This window comes from Nocardia amikacinitolerans (assembly GCF_900215415.1).
Classification (GTDB): Bacteria; Actinomycetota; Actinomycetes; order Mycobacteriales; family Mycobacteriaceae; genus Nocardia; species Nocardia amikacinitolerans.
This window is the reverse complement of the sequence record NZ_OBEG01000002.1, coordinates 674349-690976: the sequence shown is the minus strand read 5'-3', so window position 1 is coordinate 690976 and position 16628 is coordinate 674349. Positions and strand designations below refer to the sequence as shown.

Annotated in this window: 15 protein-coding genes and 1 pseudogene; 10 read left to right on the top strand and 6 right to left on the bottom strand. The window is 69.4% G+C overall.

What is annotated here, in order from left to right; translation table 11 throughout:
- The first annotated feature begins 34 nt into the window (after positions 1-34).
- The 3 genes from CRP45_RS11490 to rsmA all read left to right on the top strand — a co-directional run bounded on the left by CRP45_RS11490 (position 35) and on the right by rsmA (position 3200).
- Positions 35-862, top strand: a complete 828-nt coding sequence (locus CRP45_RS11490; RefSeq protein ID WP_097245459.1) for a TatD family hydrolase — start codon at positions 35-37, stop codon at positions 860-862.
- Positions 863-1039: 177 nt separating this feature from the next.
- The gene (locus CRP45_RS11485) at positions 1040-2167 is read left to right on the top strand and encodes a resuscitation-promoting factor (protein WP_097245057.1); all 1128 of its coding nucleotides are present in this window, start codon (positions 1040-1042) and stop codon (positions 2165-2167) included.
- 148 nt (positions 2168-2315) lie between these two features.
- Positions 2316-3200: a 16S rRNA (adenine(1518)-N(6)/adenine(1519)-N(6))-dimethyltransferase RsmA gene (gene rsmA, locus CRP45_RS11480; RefSeq protein ID WP_097245056.1), complete on the top strand. Its 885-nt coding sequence runs from the start codon at positions 2316-2318 to the stop codon at positions 3198-3200.
- A 147-nt stretch (positions 3201-3347) separates the two neighbouring features.
- On the opposite strand, the gene CRP45_RS11475 is transcribed toward rsmA, so the two are convergent.
- The 3 genes from CRP45_RS11475 to CRP45_RS11465 form a co-directional block, all read right to left on the bottom strand.
- Positions 3348-4220, bottom strand: a complete 873-nt coding sequence (locus CRP45_RS11475) for a hypothetical protein (RefSeq protein ID WP_097245055.1) — start codon at positions 4218-4220, stop codon at positions 3348-3350.
- Positions 4220-4426 (bottom strand): heavy-metal-associated domain-containing protein, encoded by a 207-nt coding sequence (locus tag CRP45_RS11470; protein WP_067784434.1) that lies wholly within the window; start codon positions 4424-4426, stop codon positions 4220-4222. Before CRP45_RS11470 ends, CRP45_RS11475 begins: the two co-directional genes overlap by 1 nt.
- 92 nt (positions 4427-4518) lie before the next feature.
- Positions 4519-5115, bottom strand: coding sequence for a TetR/AcrR family transcriptional regulator (locus CRP45_RS11465; RefSeq protein ID WP_097245054.1), 597 nt, complete (start codon positions 5113-5115; stop codon positions 4519-4521).
- 77 nt (positions 5116-5192) lie between these two features.
- Between CRP45_RS11465 and CRP45_RS11460 the strand changes: the two genes are divergently transcribed.
- The 3 genes from CRP45_RS11460 (at position 5193) to CRP45_RS11450 (ending at position 8832) form a co-directional block, all read left to right on the top strand.
- Positions 5193-5945 (top strand): SDR family oxidoreductase, encoded by a 753-nt coding sequence (locus tag CRP45_RS11460; RefSeq protein WP_097245053.1) that lies wholly within the window; start codon positions 5193-5195, stop codon positions 5943-5945.
- A 76-nt stretch (positions 5946-6021) separates the two neighbouring features.
- The gene (locus CRP45_RS11455) at positions 6022-6957 is read left to right on the top strand and encodes a 4-(cytidine 5'-diphospho)-2-C-methyl-D-erythritol kinase (RefSeq protein ID WP_067784818.1); all 936 of its coding nucleotides are present in this window, start codon (positions 6022-6024) and stop codon (positions 6955-6957) included.
- An 84-nt stretch (positions 6958-7041) separates the two neighbouring features.
- Positions 7042-8832 (top strand): ABC-F family ATP-binding cassette domain-containing protein, encoded by a 1791-nt coding sequence (locus CRP45_RS11450; RefSeq protein WP_097245052.1) that lies wholly within the window; start codon positions 7042-7044, stop codon positions 8830-8832.
- Positions 8833-8921: 89 nt separating this feature from the next.
- On the opposite strand, the gene CRP45_RS11445 is transcribed toward CRP45_RS11450, so the two are convergent.
- The gene (locus CRP45_RS11445; protein WP_097245051.1) at positions 8922-9842 is read right to left on the bottom strand and encodes an Abi-alpha family protein; all 921 of its coding nucleotides are present in this window, start codon (positions 9840-9842) and stop codon (positions 8922-8924) included.
- On the bottom strand, positions 9833-11107 hold the full coding sequence (locus tag CRP45_RS11440; protein ID WP_245910070.1) for a DUF445 domain-containing protein: 1275 nt from the start codon (positions 11105-11107) through the stop codon (positions 9833-9835). The genes CRP45_RS11445 and CRP45_RS11440 overlap by 10 nt, the downstream gene beginning before the upstream one ends.
- Positions 11108-11522: 415 nt before the next feature.
- Between CRP45_RS11440 and CRP45_RS34555 the strand changes: the two genes are divergently transcribed.
- The 4 genes and pseudogenes from CRP45_RS34555 to CRP45_RS11420 all read left to right on the top strand — a co-directional run.
- The gene (locus CRP45_RS34555; protein WP_097245050.1) at positions 11523-12398 is read left to right on the top strand and encodes an Abi-alpha family protein; all 876 of its coding nucleotides are present in this window, start codon (positions 11523-11525) and stop codon (positions 12396-12398) included.
- A gap of 273 nt (positions 12399-12671) precedes the next feature.
- The gene (locus CRP45_RS11430) at positions 12672-13202 is read left to right on the top strand and encodes a nuclear transport factor 2 family protein (RefSeq protein ID WP_097245457.1); all 531 of its coding nucleotides are present in this window, start codon (positions 12672-12674) and stop codon (positions 13200-13202) included.
- Entirely contained in the window at positions 13199-14164 is a 966-nt protein-coding gene (locus CRP45_RS11425; RefSeq protein ID WP_097245049.1) for a sigma-70 family RNA polymerase sigma factor, read from the top strand. Before CRP45_RS11430 ends, CRP45_RS11425 begins: the two co-directional genes overlap by 4 nt.
- 107 nt (positions 14165-14271) lie before the next feature.
- Positions 14272-14655 (top strand): annotated as a pseudogene (locus tag CRP45_RS11420) (YybH family protein); the annotation flags it as partial.
- Between the two features lie 113 nt (positions 14656-14768).
- On the opposite strand, the gene CRP45_RS11415 reads toward CRP45_RS11420, so the two are convergent.
- A complete protein-coding gene (locus CRP45_RS11415; RefSeq protein ID WP_097245455.1) occupies positions 14769-16412 on the bottom strand; it encodes a peptide chain release factor 3 in 1644 nt (547 codons plus the stop codon).
- Positions 16413-16628: the final 216 nt, after the last annotated feature.

Sequence of the window (16628 nt, the reverse complement as noted above, 5' to 3'; positions counted from 1 at the left end):
GCCCGGTGGCGACTCGGGGCGGAAGCGAATGCCGATGAACGGCAAGCGTCCCGCGCCCGATCTGCCCGAACCGCTCGCGCCGTTGGTGGACGCGCACACCCACCTCGACGGCTGTGGCGCCACCGACGCCGAGTCCACCGCCGCCATAGTGGATCGCGCCGAGTCGGTCGGCGTCGGCAAGGTCGTCACGGTCGCCGACGATCTCGCCGCCGCGCAGTGGGCGGTGCGGGCCGCGCACTGGGACGAGCGCGTGTACGCCGCGGTCGCGCTGCACCCCACCAGGGCCAACGCGCTGGACGACGCCGCGAAGGCCGAGTTGGAGCGGCTGGCGGTGGACCCGAAGGTGGTCGCCATCGGCGAGACGGGGTTGGACTACTACTGGCCTGGCAAGCTCGACGGTTGCGCCGACATCGAGACTCAGGTCGAGGGATTCCGCTGGCACATCGAGCTGGCCAAGCGGGTGCGCAAGCCGCTGATGATCCACAATCGCGAGGCCGATCACGACCTGCTGACCGTCCTGCTGGACGAGGGCGCGCCGTCGACGGTGATCTTCCACTGCTTCTCCTCGGACGCCAACATGGCGCTGTCCTGCGTCGCCGAGGGATACGTGCTGAGTTTCTCCGGGACGGTCAGCTTCAAGAACGCCCACGAGCTGCGCGAGGCGGCCAAGGTGGTGCCGGACGAGCAGATCCTGGTGGAGACCGACGCGCCGTACCTGACGCCGCATCCGTTCCGCGGCGCGCCGAACGAGTCGTACTGCCTGCCCTACACGGTGCGCGCGCTCGCCGAACTGCGCGAGCAGGATCCGCGCGAACTGGCCGAGATCACCACCGCGAACGCCCGCCGCGTCTACGGAATCTGAAACGCCTGTGCGCGTACCCGCGTAAGGGGACTGGAAGCCCGTTGTGTGGCCCAGGTCACTTTGTGTCTCGAGGCTGTTATCTACCTGCGGCGTCGATATCTACCCGTGATCTGAGCTTCGCCAGCTCGCCGAGATGCGGTTGTCGGGGCAGGGTCGCTTCGTTATCGTACTGTGACCATGTCCCCACTCACGCGGATCAATCAGTCCCGATCGCCGCTGCTGTACGCGGCCGTCGCGGCACTGCTGCTGACGCTGATCGTCGGCGCCTCGCTGGCGATCGTGAACCGCAAGACGGTGACGGTCGTCGTGGACGGCGAGCGGTCCATCCTGAGCACCATGTCCCGCAACGTCGACGGCGTGCTGCGGGCCGCCGGGTTCGACCTGACCGATCGTGATCTGGTCCGCCCTGGCCGCGGCGCCGCCGTGACCGACGGCGCGACGATCGTGCTGAACCGCGCGCGCCAAGTCGCGCTGACCGTCGACGGCAAGGCCGAGACGGTGTGGACCACCGGCATCACCGCGGGCGAGGCGCTCGCCCAGCTCAATCTGCCCTCCGACACCTACGTCTGGCCCGCCCGCGACGAGCGGCTGCCGCTGGACGGCGCGGCGCTGCGGGTCGTCAGCCCGCGCTCGGTGTCGCTGCTCGACGGCATCGGCAACCCGGTCGACGTGCGGCTAGCCGCGCCGACCGTCGGCGAATTCCTGGCCGTCGCGGGCATTCCGCTGATCGAGCAGGACACCGTCGAGCCAGCGCCGAACACTCCGCTGACCGACGGTCTGCGAATCGTGGTGACCCGCAAGCGCATCGAGCACCACACCGAGACGCTGCCGCTCGATCCGCCGGAGAACGTCATCGAAGACCCGACGATGAACATGAGCCGCACCGTCGTGGAGAACCCGGGCGTGCCTGGCGTGCACGACGTCACCTTCGCGGTGACCAGGGTCAACGGCGAGGAAGTCGAGCGTAAGCCGGTCGAGTCGGTGGTCTCGGTGCCCGCCCAGCCCAAGACGGTGCGCAAGGGGACAAAGCCGGGGACCGAGGTGCCGCCGGTGCGCGACGGCCAGATCTGGGACGCGCTCGCGCGCTGCGAATCCAACGGCAACTGGGCCATCAACACCGGCAACGGCTACTACGGCGGCATCCAGTTCGACCAGAGCACCTGGGAGCGGCAGGGCGGCCTGCGTTACGCGCCGCGCGCCGACCTGGCCACCCGCGAGGAGCAGATCGCCATCGCCGAGGTGACCAGGGCCCGGCAGGGCTGGGGCGCCTGGCCCGCGTGCACCGGCAGGCTCGGGCTCAGCTGACCGCGGTGCCAGCGCTGACCCGCTGAGCGGGCCTTCGCACGCCTTGCACACGCTTCGCCGAGGTTGCAGGCGGTGTGAAGCGTGTGGCAGGTCTGCGTAGTGCTCCCGGGTGGGTCCGGTGGGCGCGGCGGGTTGGTAGGTTCTTCGGGTGTCCGATGCCGAAGTTTCCGCTAGGGGGAGTGCTGCGCTGCTGGGGCCCGCGGAGGTGCGGGTTCTCGCCGAGCGGTTCGGGGTGCGGCCGACCAAGCAACTCGGGCAGAACTTCGTCCACGACGCGAACACCGTGCGGCGGATCGTCGCGGCGGCGCGGGTCGGTCGCGCCGACACCGTGCTCGAGGTGGGGCCGGGTCTCGGCTCGCTGACGCTCGCGCTGCTGGACGTGGTGGACTCGGTGATCGCGGTCGAGATCGATCCGGTGCTCGCCGAACACCTTCCGGTGACGGTCGCCGACCGGGCGCCGGATCTGGCCGACCGGTTGCGCGTGGTGCGTGCCGACGCGCTTCGGGTCGCCGCCGCCGATCTGCCCGCCGCACCGACCGCGTTGGTCGCCAACCTCCCGTACAACGTCGCGGTGCCGGTGCTGCTCCATCTGCTCGCCGAATTGCCCAGCATCACAACCTCTTTGGTGATGGTGCAGGCCGAGGTCGCCGACCGTCTCGCCGCCGAACCCGGCAGCCGCGTCTACGGCGTGCCGAGCGTGAAGGCCGGATTCTTCGGCAAGGTGAGCCGCGCGGGCGCGGTCGGCACCCAGGTGTTCTGGCCGGTGCCGCGCGTGGAATCGGGCCTGGTGCGCGTGCAACGCTTCGCCGAGCCCCCGTGGTCCATGGACGACGAACACCGCCGCCGCGTGTTCGAGGTTATCGACGCCGCCTTCGCCCAGCGCCGAAAGACGTTGCGCGCCGCGCTGTCCGGTTGGGCGGGGTCACCCGCCGAGGCCGAGCGTCGACTGGTCGCCGCGGGCATCGATCCGACGGCGCGGGGGGAGACCCTGGACACCGCGGCTTTCGTCCGGCTCGCCGCGCAGGGGTCGTAGCCACGCGTCAGTAGTCCGCAACGCTGTGGTCGCATCGCGGCCGCGAGTTCGCATTGCTCGGTTCGCCCAGACTCCGGTCGCGGCATCGCGCCCTCGCATGGGCGGCATTGGCCGTGTCGCCGACCGCGGCCGAGCGTCGGGGTGCGGTCAGCGGTGGTGGCCGCCGGAATGGGCGGGTGGGGGAACCGGCGCGAATTCGCGGGTGAACTCGGCCTTGTGCACCGAACCGCCGTGGGCGAACTCGAAATACAACCGGTAGGGGCCCGGCGTCGGCGGCTCCACGTGGAAGGCGACCTCCGGTCCCGGGCTCGTCCGGCCGACTTCGCCCTGCGGATGTGCGTGCAGGTAGGCGAGCGACGGCGAGTGCAGGCCGACCAGGTGCGCGTAGGCGCCGAGGTACGGCTCGAGATCGGTGACGGGGCGGCCGTCGCGGGTCACGGTGAACCGCAGGTCGCCGGAGTCGTCCCGCATACGGACCTGATAACCGTCCACCGACGCGGTCTCGGCGGCGGGCGGCAGCGGTCGCGCCGGCTCGTCTCCGGCGACCGTGACGGTGCCGCTCAGGACCAAGTCGTCGGATCCGTCGCCCGGCGCGAAGTCGGCGAACACCCGATAGGTGCCGGGCGCGGCCCAAGTCCAGTCGACGGACCAGGTGCCGTCGGCCGCCATCGCCGGGTGCGCGTGCCGGTACTCGGCGGCGTCCGTGCGGGCGACGATCAGATGCAGCGGCTTCTCGTGCCGGATGGCGAACCGGGTGACCGGCGCTCCGTCGGGGCCGATGATACGAAAACGCAGGGGACCGGCGCGGTTCGGCGATTCGGGCGCGCTCAGGTCGGCCAGGGTGTAGCCGGAGTCGGAGCCCGACAACCCGGTCGACCGGTGCGACTCGTCGTGGCCGGTCACGCTGAACTCGGGGCCGCGCCCGCCCGGATCACCCACCAGGGCGCCGATGCCGAGCGCGGCTCCGAGCAGCACGACGAGTCCGCCACCGAACGCGGCGAACCGCAGCCGATCACGCATCAGACGGCGACCTCGTACCCCGCCTCGTCCACGGCGGCGACCACGTCGGCCTCGGCGAGCGGCGCGGCGCTGTCCACCCGAACGGCCCCGGTCGCCAGGTCGACGTCGACGCTGGTGACCCCGTCGATCTTGCCGATCTCCGTCTTGACCGAGCTGACGCAGTGCCCGCAGGTCATTCCCTTGACGGTGTAAGTGGTGGTGGCCATCTCCAACTCCTTCGCTCGCTGCGATCATACGGTGCCGGGGTATCTCCGGCGAACCGAACATACCCCCCATGGGTATATCGGCGCAAGTGATCTCAGCCGCTCGGCCATGCCCGCATGGCCAATTCGGCCACCCGCTCCAGTTCGTCCCGCTTCGCGCCGTCCTGCGCGGCCTGTGACATGCCCTGTAAGACGGTTCCCACGTAGCGCGCCAGCGCGGTCGCGTCGGTGTCGGCCGTGAGCTCGCCCGCATCGATGTCGGCCTGGATGCGCGCGGCGAACGCGGCGATGTTGCGATTGCGCAGTCCGCGAAGGAACTCGGCGACCTCGGCATTGGTGGTGTTGGTTGCCGCGCTGATCACCAGGCATCCCGCGGGCCTGCCCGGCGCGGTGTACTCGGCGGCCGCCTCGCGCAGGATCCGGCGCGTCATCGTCGCCGCGTTCGGCTCCTCGGCGATGGCGCGCGCTATGAAGTGGCCGTAGGTGTCGCCGTAGTTGGCCACGGCCTCGATGAAGAGCTTCGCCTTGTCGCCGAAGGCCGCGTACAAGCTCGGTGGTCCGATGCCGAGTTCCTTCGTCAGGTCGCCGATCGACGTGGCCTCGTAGCCGCGTTCCCAGAACAGGCGCAACGCCTTGTCCAGCGCCGCCTCCCGGTCGAAGGAGCGCGGCCTGCCCCGGGTCGATGTGCTCATGACTTCGATTTTATAGCGATCACTAGATAATCTGTTACGGTCGTTCTGTAGCGATCGCTAGAGAAAGGTTCTGAACCATGGGCGCACTGACGGGCAAGACGGCACTGGTGACCGGCGGCAGCCGCGGCATCGGCCGCGCCGTCGCCGAACGGCTGGCACGCGACGGCGCGCGAGTCGCCGTGCACTACAACGGAAACGAGCAAGCCGCCAAGGACACCGTCGCCGCGATCGAGACGCGGGGCGGGGACGCCTTCGCGATCCGCGCCGAACTCGGCGTTCCGGGTGACGCCGCCGCGCTGTGGGCCGCCTTCGACGCGCACGCCGACGGGCTGGACATCCTGGTGAACAACGCGGGCACCGACGGCGTCCGCGAGCCGATCGGCGGCACCGACGAGGCGTCCTTCGACCGCGTCTTCGCGATCAACGCCAAGGCTCCGTTCTTCGTCACCAAACTCGGCCTGGAACGGCTGCGCGACGGCGGCCGCATCGTCAACATCTCGACGGGTCTCACGCACGGCCTGCGCATGCCGGAGCTGATCGCGTACACGATGACGAAGGGGGCGATCGACTCGTTCACCGCTGTGCTGGCAAAAGAGGTCGGCGCCCGAGGCATCACGGTCAACGCCGTCGCCCCCGGCGTGATCGACACCGACATGAACGCGGGATGGCTGCGCAATCCGGAGACCGAGGCGGCGGTCGCGGCCCTCTCACCGCTGCGGCGGCTCGCGCAGCCCGCCGAAGTCGCCGACATCGTCGGCTTCCTCGCCTCCGACGACGCGCGCTGGGTGACCGGACAGTGGATCGACGCGACCGGTGGAGCGCTGTTGTGACCGAACGGATCACGGTGGGTGAATGGCGGATATCGACCCCGGCGGTTGTCGGACCCACCCACTACGCTTGAACACCGTGTTGTCAGTTGTGCCCAGTCCCGTCACCGTGCGCGCGCCGTCGAAGGTGAATCTGCACCTCGGCGTCGGCGACCTGCGCGCGGACGGGTACCACGACCTGACCACGGTGTTCCAGGCGCTCTCGCTGAGCGACGATATCGAGCTGGCGCCCTCGGCCGCGCTGACCGTCCGGGTGACCGGCGAGGGCGCGGCCGAGGTGCCCACCGATCGCCACAATCTGGTGTGGAAGGCCGCCGTGCGCCTCGCGCATCTCGCCGGCCGGGCGCCCCTGGTGGAAATCACCATCAGCAAAGGGATTCCGGTCGCGGGCGGCATGGCGGGCGGCAGCGCGGACGCGGCCGCCGCGCTTGTCGGCCTGAACGAGCTCTGGGACATCGGCCTGTCCCGCGACGAATTGGCCTCGGTCGCCGCCGAACTCGGCAGCGACGTCCCTTTCGCGCTGCACGGCGGCACCGCGCTCGGCACCGGTCGCGGCGAACGGCTGCTTCCCGTGCTGTCCCGCAATACTTTCCACTGGGTGCTCGCGCTCGCCAAGGGTGGGCTTTCGACGCCCTCGGTCTTCGCCGAGCTGGACCGGCTCCGCGAGCACGGCGACCCGCCTCGGCTCGGCGAGCCGCAGCAGCTGATGCAGGCGCTGGCCTCCGGCGACGCGCATCAGCTCGCCCCGCTGCTCGGCAACGACCTACAGGCCGCCGCGGTCTCACTGAAACCGGAGCTGCGGCGCACCCTGCGCGCGGGAGTCGGGGCGGGCGCGCTCGCCGGTCTGGTGTCCGGCTCCGGGCCCACCTGCGCGTTCCTGTGCGAGAGCGAAGACGCGGCCGTCGCGGTGGCCGCCGAGTTGGCGGGCGCGGGCGTCGCCCGCAGCGTGCGCACCGCTAGCGGACCGGTGCCCGGCGCGCGCATCCTCGACACGGACACCTCGGCCAAGCGCTGATCGACGCGCGCGCGGGCCCGTCGCGCCGGGTGAGTAGGCTCGTACGGTCGGTAAGTCACCCGGAGAGGCGGGCTAGCAGCGTCCATGTCCAACCTGATCAACCTCGAGCAGGTCTCCAAGAGCTTCGGGATCAAGCCCCTCCTGGACAACGTCTCGCTCGGCGTGCACGCGGGCGAACGCATCGGTGTCGTCGGCCTGAACGGCGGCGGCAAGACCACGTTGCTCGAGGTGCTGACCGGCATCGAGGAGCCCGACAGCGGCCGGGTCAGCAGGCTCGGCGGCTTGCGTCTCGCCGTGGTGACCCAGCGCGGCACGCTGTCCGAGGGCGCGACCGTCGGCGAGGTGGTGCTCGCCGGTCTGGCCGACGACCAGATGACCGATGGCGTGGCCGAACACGAATGGGCGGCCAACCCGCGGATCCGCTCCGTCCTTGACGGCATCGGCATCCAGGGCCTCGGCATGGACACTCCGGTGACGAACCTGTCCGGCGGTGAGCGCCGCCGCGTCGCGCTGGCCGCGGCGCTGGTGCGCGAGCTCGACCTGCTGGTACTCGACGAGCCGACCAACCACCTCGACGTCGAGGGCGTGCAGTGGCTGGCAGAGCACCTGCTGAGCCGCCGCTCCGCCCTGGTCGTCGTCACCCACGACCGCTGGTTCCTCGACACCGTCGCCACCAACACCTGGGAGGTCGTCGGCGGCAAGGTCGAGAGCTACGAGGGCGGTTACGGCGACTGGATTTTCGCGCGCGCGGAACGGGCGCGGCAGGCCGACGCCAGCGAGGCGCGGCGGCGCAATCTGGCCCGCAAGGAACTGGCCTGGCTGCGGCGCGGTCCGCAGGCGCGCACCTCCAAGCCGCGCTACCGGGTGGAGGCCGCCGAGGCGCTGATCGCCGACGTGCCGCCGCCGCGCGACAGCGTGTCGCTGGCCGCGTTCGCCAGGAAGCGGCTGGGACGGGTAGTCATCGAGCTGGAGGACACCACCCTCACCACGCCGGACGGCCGCGAACTCGTGCGCGATCTGACCTGGCGCCTCGCGCCGGGGGAGCGGGTCGGCTTGGTCGGCGTCAACGGGTCAGGCAAGACCACCCTGCTTCGCGCGCTGGCCGGTGATGTCGAGCCTGCCGCGGGCAAGCGCGTCCAAGGCCAGACGGTGCAGATCGGCTGGCTGCGCCAGGAACTCGACGACCTGCCGACCGAGCTGCGCGTGCTCGAGGCGGTGCAGCAGGTCGCGCAGCGAATCATGCTGGGCGACAAGGAGGTATCCGCCGGTCAGCTGGCCGAGCGGCTCGGTTTCACGCCGGCCCGCCAGCGCACCCCGGTCGGCGATCTCTCCGGCGGCGAGCGGCGCAGGCTGCAACTCACTCGCATCCTGATGTCCGAGCCCAACGTCCTGCTGCTCGACGAGCCGACCAACGACCTGGACATCGACACCCTGCAACAGCTCGAGGACCTCCTCGACAACTGGGCGGGCACCCTGGTGGTCATCAGCCACGACCGCTACCTGGTCGAGCGCATCTGCGACTCCACCTGGGCGTTGTTCGGCGACGGAAAACTCACCAACCTGCCGGGTGGCATCGAGGAGTACCTGAAGAAGCGCGCCGCGCTGAGCGCACCCGCGCCCGCCCGCGCGTCCGCCGACAAGCCCGCCGCCGCGGCCACCGATTCCGCGGCCTACCGTGCGGCGCGCAAGGAACTCACCAAGCTCGAGCGCGCCATCGACAAGCTCACCGAACGCGAGGAGCGCCTGCACGCCGCCCTCGCCGACGCCGCCACCGAACCGGACAAGCTCGTCACCCTCGGCGCCGAACTCAAACAGGTCATCGCCGAGAAGGAAACCGCCGAGGAACGCTGGCTCGAACTCGCCGAAGGCGTCTGACCGCCGCTGTCCCACACACTCTCCGCACGCCTCACATAGCCGATGCCTATGTGTCGCGTGTGCGAGCTGTGTGGTAGCCGAGCGTCCGCTCAGCTGGATTCGGCGCGGCCTTCGGTGACCACCGGCAGGCAGGTTTGTACGAAGTCGGCGCCGAAGGTGGTGAGGACGATGCTGCGGTAGTGCACCTTGGTGCCGAATCCGGAGCGCTTCAACAACTCTCGCACCGGCGACTGCGCTTCGAGCAACTGGTAGCGGTTCGGGTTGTCGACCGGTTCCTTGGCGAACTCGATCAGTCCGAGCCTGCGCAGGTTGGTCAGGTATTGCGGCACCCGGTTCGGGAAACGCAGCCCCGCATGGTCGCCGATCAGCGTTAGCCCGGACAGGTAGCGCTCCGCGCCGAGTGCCCTCGGCCGCCCGACCCGGATGTCGAGCGACGGCTGCGGGCCGTCCACGTGCAGGAAGCGCAGGATGCGCGCCTCGTCGGGCGTCAGTTCGGCGAGCATTCCGGCGAAGGCCGGGTGGATCTCGGACGCTTCGGCGTGCGTGCTCGCCGAGAGGCGCAGCAGCGCGGCGCCCTGTTCGCGCAGCGTGGGCACGGCCGGGTCGGTGCGTTCGGGTGCCGCGGGAGGCAGACCGAGCGCGCGGCGCACCGCGTCGCGGACCTCGGCTTCGGCCTCGGCGAGCACCTCGCGCGGCGGTACACCGGCGATGCTGCCCTTGACCACGGTTCCGGTGACGCCGAGCGCGGTGTCCACGGTCCACGCCGTGACCTCGGACGCGGCCGTGAACGCGACCTTGGCGACCCCGCCTGCCGCGCGCACGGTCTGCCGTGGCGTCGGCACGCGCCGCTTGGCGGGCTTTTCGGTAGCGGGTTCGATCTCCGATAGCGGCCACCGGGCGAGTTCCGTCGACGGCGCGACGGACTCGGAATGCTCGGTGGCCTGGATATCGTCGCCTGCCGCGTCGGCGTCCGATCCCGCGTTGTTCTCGCCCGAGCCCGTCATACCCATGTCGTCGCCACTCCCGTTCCGAAGATCAGAATGTGAGCGTATCCGGCCAAGAGGCCCAGCGCGCCGCCATGGACGAAAAGCAACCATTCATCCTGTTTGATGGCCGAGCGCAGCATTTCCACGAAGTCGGGAGGCTCCAGAGCGGACATCTGTTTGGCGATGTAATCGTTGATCTGTTTGCCCTGCTGGAGGTTGAAGTCCGGATCGGCGAACGCGATCGGCGCGATGGACATCGCCTCGGTGGTCAGCGTGGCCTGCAACGAGTCGTACTCGCGGCTGCCGAGCATGAATTTCACCGCGGGACGCGCGGGTCCGAGCGCCCGGTCGGCGGCGGGGCGCAGGGTGTCCTCCAGCATCTGCATGGTGCGATCCGAGCGCGGACCGTTGAGCAGTTCGTCGCCGATGTTGGCGACCGTCATCACCTGGCTCGACACCAGTTCGGCATAGCCGTCGGTGATCTCGGACTGGCGTTTGATCAACAGACCCTGCCGCCACGGGCACCACCACTTCGGGTAGGCAGGGGCGAAGATCATGTTGATGCCGATCCAGTTGACCACCCACCCGATGATCACACCGCCGATCGGCAGCACCACCCAGGTCGACCACCCGGTGACGTGCAGGACGAGCACAAGCAGCACACCCATCGGCGCGCCGAAGTAGAAGCCGAAGTTCTGCATGAACCGAAGCTCTTTGGCACCGAGCACCTGGAACAGCGTGTTGAGCAGATGCGGCCTGGCCTGGAAGTAACGGATCACCATCTGTTTGACATCGATCAGCTGGTCGATGTTCGCGCCGAGCTCCTCGGTCAGCTCGCGCAGGATCTCGGGCAGCTGCTGACGCACCCGCGCGTGCACCATGTCGCGCACCTGGCTGGGCAGGTTGTACCAGAGCTGCGGGTGCTCGCGGCGCAGGATTTCCTCGACGATGTCGGTGATCTGCGCGTCGGCGATGCTTGCCAAATGTTCGGCGAGCTTGTCGGGTTCGAGTTCGCGATAGAAATCGGCGACGCTACCGAGCTTGGCGAGCCCTTTGTCGACGGCGATGCTGGCCATTTTGTCGGCGCGGGAGGGCACGATGCCCTGCCAGCCCATCCTGCCGTCGTAACTCAGCAGCGGGAGGACCTGGATTCGCTTGGGCAGAAAAGGATAGAGCGCCCGGAGGCCGGGTACTCGGACGCCGTGAAAGACGATGGGCTGGAACAGCATGAGCACGCCGGTCCAGTTCGTGATGTAGCCGATCACTCCTGTGAAAAGCGGAATGGTCAAAAGTTCGAGGAGGATCGTGGGGTGAACTCCGAAAACACTCTCTAACAACGACACCCTCCTGCCGAAAACCGGTGATCGCCGCCTCACCGGGACCTCAAAGTAGCACCCTGTCGGCAGCTGGACCCTATTGTGAGTTGCGGTACTGCGTCCACAACCTCGTGGGCCAGGCCACGCGGCAGTGTCTGAGACATCAGTCACAGTAATCGTTCCCAATGCCGCAATGTCTGGGTGGGAACGGGAGAATGATCTCCACCACATCCATTTCGTGAACGAAACATGCAGGGGTGCTGGCGATCGGGGTTCGACGGATGTGGTCGGCCGGGACGCGAACAGTTGGGGTTCGCTACGCCTGGAAGGCAGTCGGGCAATAATCTGTGGGCGGATTCGTTCACTTGGCGACACTTCGGAGTAGGACGTGGCAGACGAAAGGACCGGACAGGACGTGACCCGGGCCGGTTCCCGCGCGGTAGAGCGCAGCTCGGATGTCGAACAGCGGCAGATCAGCAACGAGGCGAGGCTGATCCGCGGCGTGTTCCGAGCCGCAGGGTTGGCGGCCGGTACCGCCGTGCGCGGCGGCCAGTGGGCGGTGAACACCTCCTACGAGGTCACCAAGGAGATCGCCCAGGCCGCGCTGGACGGCGAGTCCTCGGCCGAGATCGCTGAGCGGACCGGCAACGCGCTGCGTTCGATCGCGCGCAGCGCGCTCGGCGTGACCGAGGGCTCGGTGCGCGAAATCGTCAGCTACGTACCAACTCCCACGAACGGGCCGCAGCAGGCCATCGCGGTGGGTTCGTACCTGCGCTCGGCGACCACCGAGGAATTGCGCCGTCGCGGCGACGCGCTGCTCGCGCGTTCGGCCGACGTCTACTTCACCGAGGACGTGCACCCGGCCTACGACCGCATTCTCGACGAACTGGCTCCCGACGAGGCGCGCATCCTGCGCTTCATGTCGCTGAACGGGCCGCAGCCCGCGGTGGACGTGCGTACCAACCGTCCGCTCGGCATCGGGTCCGAGCTCGTCCAGGGCGACCTGACCTCGGTGCCGGAGCAGGCAGGTGTGCGCTATCCGGACCGGGCGCGGTCGTACCTGATCAACCTCAACCGGCTCGGCCTGACGCTGACCTCCGACGATCCGGTGGTGCTCAGCCGCTACATGGTGCTCGAGGTGCAGCCGGTGGTCGAGGCCGCGCTGAAGAAGGCCGGTCGCGCGCCGAAAATCGTGCGCAAGAGCCTGCGGCTGACCGAATTCGGCGAGGATTTCTGCCGCACCTGCTTTACGATCAGTAGTTGATCTTCCCGGGCGGCGGGCCCGTCCGTTGATAGCAATCTGATACAGATCTCCCAAACCGTGAAGCTCGGCGGCTTCGGATGGGATTGTTGAGGTATGGATCAGGGAAGCGGCGAGCAGGGGCGCGGCGACTCGACCGTCGACGCGGCCGAAGAGCCTGCGGAGCGCACGGAGGACACCGCCGAGCGCGCCGAGCCGCGCAACGGCGCTCCAACGGAGGAGGGCGACCTCCTCGATCCGCGGCGCGTCATCCGGCCGCCCGCCGAGCGGCCGGGCATGGACGACGTCGCGGCCATCAGCCGCCTGAAGTTCCGCTATCTGCGCGCGCTGGACACCAAGTCCTGGGAAGAATTCGCCGACACCATGATTCCCGAGGCCACCGCGACCTACAGCGAGTATCTCCAGTTCGAATCGCGCGACGCCTTCCTCGCCTTCATGCGCAACACGCTCGGCCCGCACGTCATCACCGAGCACCGCTGCGACCATCCCGAGGTCGACGTGGACGGCGACACGGCAACGGGCACTTGGTATCTCGCTGACACCGTGCTGATTCCCGCGCACAACATGCTGCTGCGCGGCGCGGCCTTCTACACCGATCGCTACGTGCGCTGCGACGACGGCATGTGGCGGATCGCGCACACGGGATACGAGCGCACCTACGAGGTGGTTGTCTCGCTGAGCGACCTGCCGAGCCTGCGCCTGACCTCCAGCCGCTGGGGTCTGATCGCCAGGGAGGACGGGATCGCGCCGGTGGAGCGCGACCCGGAGTCCACCACGCCGCTGCGGCGGGAGCCCGAAGGCGAATGACGGCGAGTTCTGTGCGGGTGGTGGCCGAGCCGGAGTTCGAACGCATGGTCGCCCCGTTGCGCGCGGAACTGCACGTGCACTGCTACCGCATGCTCGGTTCGGTGCACGACGCCGACGACGCGGTGCAGGAGTCGCTGGTCCGAGCCTGGCGCAACCTCGACAAGCTGACCGACCCCGCCGGACTGCGGCCCTGGCTCTACCGGATCGCGACCAACCGCTGCCTGACCCTGCTCGAGACGCGCCGCCGCCGCGAACTGCCGGTGGACCTGAGCCCCGGCGCGCCGCTGACCGATATCGCCTGGCTGGAGCCCTATCCCGATGCCGATGTGCGCGGCAGGGCGCCCGAGGCCAGGTACGAGGCGCGCGAGGCAGTGGAGCTCGCGTTCGTCGCCGCGCTGCAATATCTGCCCGGGCTCCAGCGGGCCGCGCTGGTGTTGCGCGACGTGCTCGGTTTCTCGGCTCGCGAGACCGCCGAACTGCTGGAGATCAGCGTGGCCTCGGCCAACAGCGCGTTGCAGCGCGCACGGGCCGGGGTCGAGGCGCGGCTGCCCGCGCAGTCCCAGCAGCGCGCGCTGCACACCATGACCGACCACGAGATCCGCGACCTGGCGGGGCAGTACGTCGCCGCGTGGGAGTCGGGCGACGTGACGGCGATCGTCGCGCTGCTCAGCGCGGACGCGAAGTACTCGATGCCGCCGCTGCCCGAGTGGTATGCCGGGGAGGCCGCCATCCGCGAGTTCCTGCTCGGTGGTCCGCTGCGGTACCGCTGGCGTTTCCTGCTCGCCTCGGCCAACGGTCAGCTCGCGTTCGGCACCTATCTCTGGGACGACGAGCGCGCGGTGTTCGCGGCGATGGCGCTCGACGTGGTCGCGGTGCGCGATGGCCGGATCGCGGAGGTGGTCTCGTTTCTCGAGCCCGCGCTCTTTCCGTCGTTCGGCCTGCCCGTCGACCTGCCCGCCTGAATTTTCCCGCGCACCGATGAGTTCCGCGCACGGCCCGGGTTGTACGAGCGACGGGATGGACCCGCACGCCGCCGCACCCGGCGGCCGTATCGAAGGGAATGCCGACCATGAACGACGAAGCGCGGATCCGCGAGCTGATCGAACGATGGGCCGCCGCAGTGCGCGCGGGCGATCTCGCCGGAGTGCTCGCCGACCACGCCGACGACATCGTCATGTACGACGTGCCACCGCCGAACGATGGCGTCCGCGGCATCGACGCGTACCGGGAGACCTGGCCGCCGTTCTTCCGCTGGCTCGCCGAGGGCGCGGTGTTCGAGATCGTGTCGTTGGACGTCACCGCGGGCAGCGACGTGGCGTTCGCGTACGCGCTGCTGCGCTGCGGCAAGCCCGAGGAGTTCCGCGTCGACCCGGACAACCGGTTGCGGCTGACCATCGGACTGCGCAAGTCCGACGACCGCTGGCGGGTCACTCACGAACACCATTCGTTCCCGCTGCCGATCTCCGCTCCGGACGCCTCGGAAACCCCTGCGCCGCAAGGGCTCTCCGCGCCGACGGACGCCGAAGCCGGGTCGGCGGGTTCGATCTGACGCCGGGCTTCGCGCCGTCAGTTGTCGGCGGCGGCGACCAGCGGTTCCAGCGTCAGCTTCGGGTGTTCCTTCTCGATGTACTGCAACCGCCACTTGTCGCTGAACAGCGCGAGCAGCGCGCCGTCGCTGCGGGTGAACACCTCGACGCCGCGCTGGCGGCCGAGTTCCTCCGCCGACGCGGCGTCGGTGCGCCTGGCCAGCGAGTAGCCGAGGTGCTCCATGTTCGTCTCGACGTTGAACTCCGCGAGCATGCGCGCGGTGACCACCTCGAACTGCATCGGGCCGACGGCAGCGAGCACCGGGGCGGCGTCACCGCGGATGTCGTTGCGCAGCACCTGCACCACGCCCTCGGAATCGAGCTGGTCGATGGCCTTGCGGAACTGCTTGTACTTGCCCGCGGTCCGCGCGCGCAGCACCGCGAAGTGCTCCGGCGCGAAGGACGGGATCGGCGGGAACTCCACCTTCTTGTCCACGTACAGGGTGTGGCCCGGCGCCAGCGCGGTCGCGTTCACCAGGCCGACCACGTCGCCCGGGTAGGCGGTGTCGACGGTGGCGCGCTCGCGGCCGAACACGGTCAGCGCGTACTTGGTGGCGAACGGTCGTCCGGTCTGCGCGTGCGTCACGACCATGCCGCGCTCGAACTCGCCCGACACGATCCGCATGAACGCCAGCCGGTCCCGGTGCGCGGTGTCCATGCCAGCCTGCACCTTGAACACCACGGCGCTGAACGGGTCGGTGGTGTTGCGCGGCGTACCGTCCACGGCCTTGCGCGCGCCTGGCGCGGGGGCCAGCGCCACCAGCGTCTCCAGCAGCTGGCGCACGCCGAAGTTCAGCATCGCCGAGGCGTAGATGACCGGCGAGGTCTGTCCGGCGAGGAACAACTCCTGGTCGTGGTCCTGTCCGGTCGCCGAGAGCAGTTCGCTCTCCTCGGCCGCCGTCGTCCACGCCTCGCCCTCGCGGACCTCGGCCGACTCCGGGGTGATCGACTCCTCGGGCGCGATCGTCGCGCCGCCCGCGGTGCGGGTGAAGTGGATGTATTCGAGCGCCTCGCCGTCGGCGCCGCGGCGCAGCAGGCCGCGGAAATCGCCTGCGATGCCGACCGGAAGGAACAGCGGCGTCGGGGTCAGTCCGATGCGCTCCTCGATCTCGTCGAGCAGCTCGAGCGGCGCGCGGCCTGGCCGGTCCCACTTGTTGATCACGGTGATCACCGGGATACCGCGGTGGCGGCAGACCTGGAACAGCTTCAGCGTCTGCGGCTCGAGGCCCTTGGCTGCGTCGATGAGCATCACGGCCGCGTCAACCGCCGTGAGCACCCGGTAGGTGTCCTCGGAGAAATCGGAGTGGCCGGGGGTGTCGACGAGGTTGATGACGCTGTCGACCTCGGAGCCAGCGGCGCGGTAGTTGAACTGCAACGCGGTGGAGCTGACCGAGATGCCGCGCGCCTTCTCCATCTCCATCCAGTCGGAGACCGTCGACTTACGACCCGCCTTGCCGTGGATCGCGCCCGCCTCGGAGATCATCCTGGCGTGCAGCGCCAGCGCCTCGGTGAGCGTCGACTTGCCCGCGTCCGGGTGGGAGATCACTGCGAAAGTGCGGCGCCGGGCGACCTCGGCGGGCAGTCCGCGCGGGGTGGGCGCGACGACGTCCTCAGGGGCGGTCAACGTGAGCAACCTTTCGCAGGTTCGGCGATAGACAACCGGTCCAGATTACGCGACCCTGGTGACGCGCCGCCGAACCGCTTCTGACCACCCGATTCATCTGCCGCGCGTGCGCTGGGGTATGGTGTTCGGGTTGTCTCGGCGAGGGTGTCCGCAGACGTTTTTGCGACACCGTGATCGGCGCGGCGCGGCTTCCGGCCGTCCTCGTTCGGTCTTCGC

Bases quoted from the DNA above. Each gene is read 5' to 3' on its own strand.
- CRP45_RS11430 (WP_097245457.1), top strand. From the start codon at position 12,672: ATGGACGACGTCGCGGCCATCAGCCGCCTGAAGTTCCGCTATCTGCGC.
- CRP45_RS11485 (WP_097245057.1), top strand. From the start codon at position 1,040: ATGTCCCCACTCACGCGGATCAATCAGTCCCGATCGCCGCTGCTGTAC.
- CRP45_RS11425 (WP_097245049.1), top strand. From the start codon at position 13,199: ATGACGGCGAGTTCTGTGCGGGTGGTGGCCGAGCCGGAGTTCGAACGC.
- CRP45_RS11445 (WP_097245051.1), bottom strand. From the start codon at position 9,842: ATGGGTATGACGGGCTCGGGCGAGAACAACGCGGGATCGGACGCCGAC.
- CRP45_RS11465 (WP_097245054.1), bottom strand. From the start codon at position 5,115: ATGAGCACATCGACCCGGGGCAGGCCGCGCTCCTTCGACCGGGAGGCG.
- CRP45_RS11490 (WP_097245459.1), top strand. From the start codon at position 35: ATGAACGGCAAGCGTCCCGCGCCCGATCTGCCCGAACCGCTCGCGCCG.
- CRP45_RS11460 (WP_097245053.1), top strand. From the start codon at position 5,193: ATGGGCGCACTGACGGGCAAGACGGCACTGGTGACCGGCGGCAGCCGC.
- CRP45_RS11470 (WP_067784434.1), bottom strand. From the start codon at position 4,426: ATGGCCACCACCACTTACACCGTCAAGGGAATGACCTGCGGGCACTGC.
- CRP45_RS11450 (WP_097245052.1), top strand. From the start codon at position 7,042: ATGTCCAACCTGATCAACCTCGAGCAGGTCTCCAAGAGCTTCGGGATC.
- CRP45_RS11475 (WP_097245055.1), bottom strand. From the start codon at position 4,220: ATGCGTGATCGGCTGCGGTTCGCCGCGTTCGGTGGCGGACTCGTCGTG.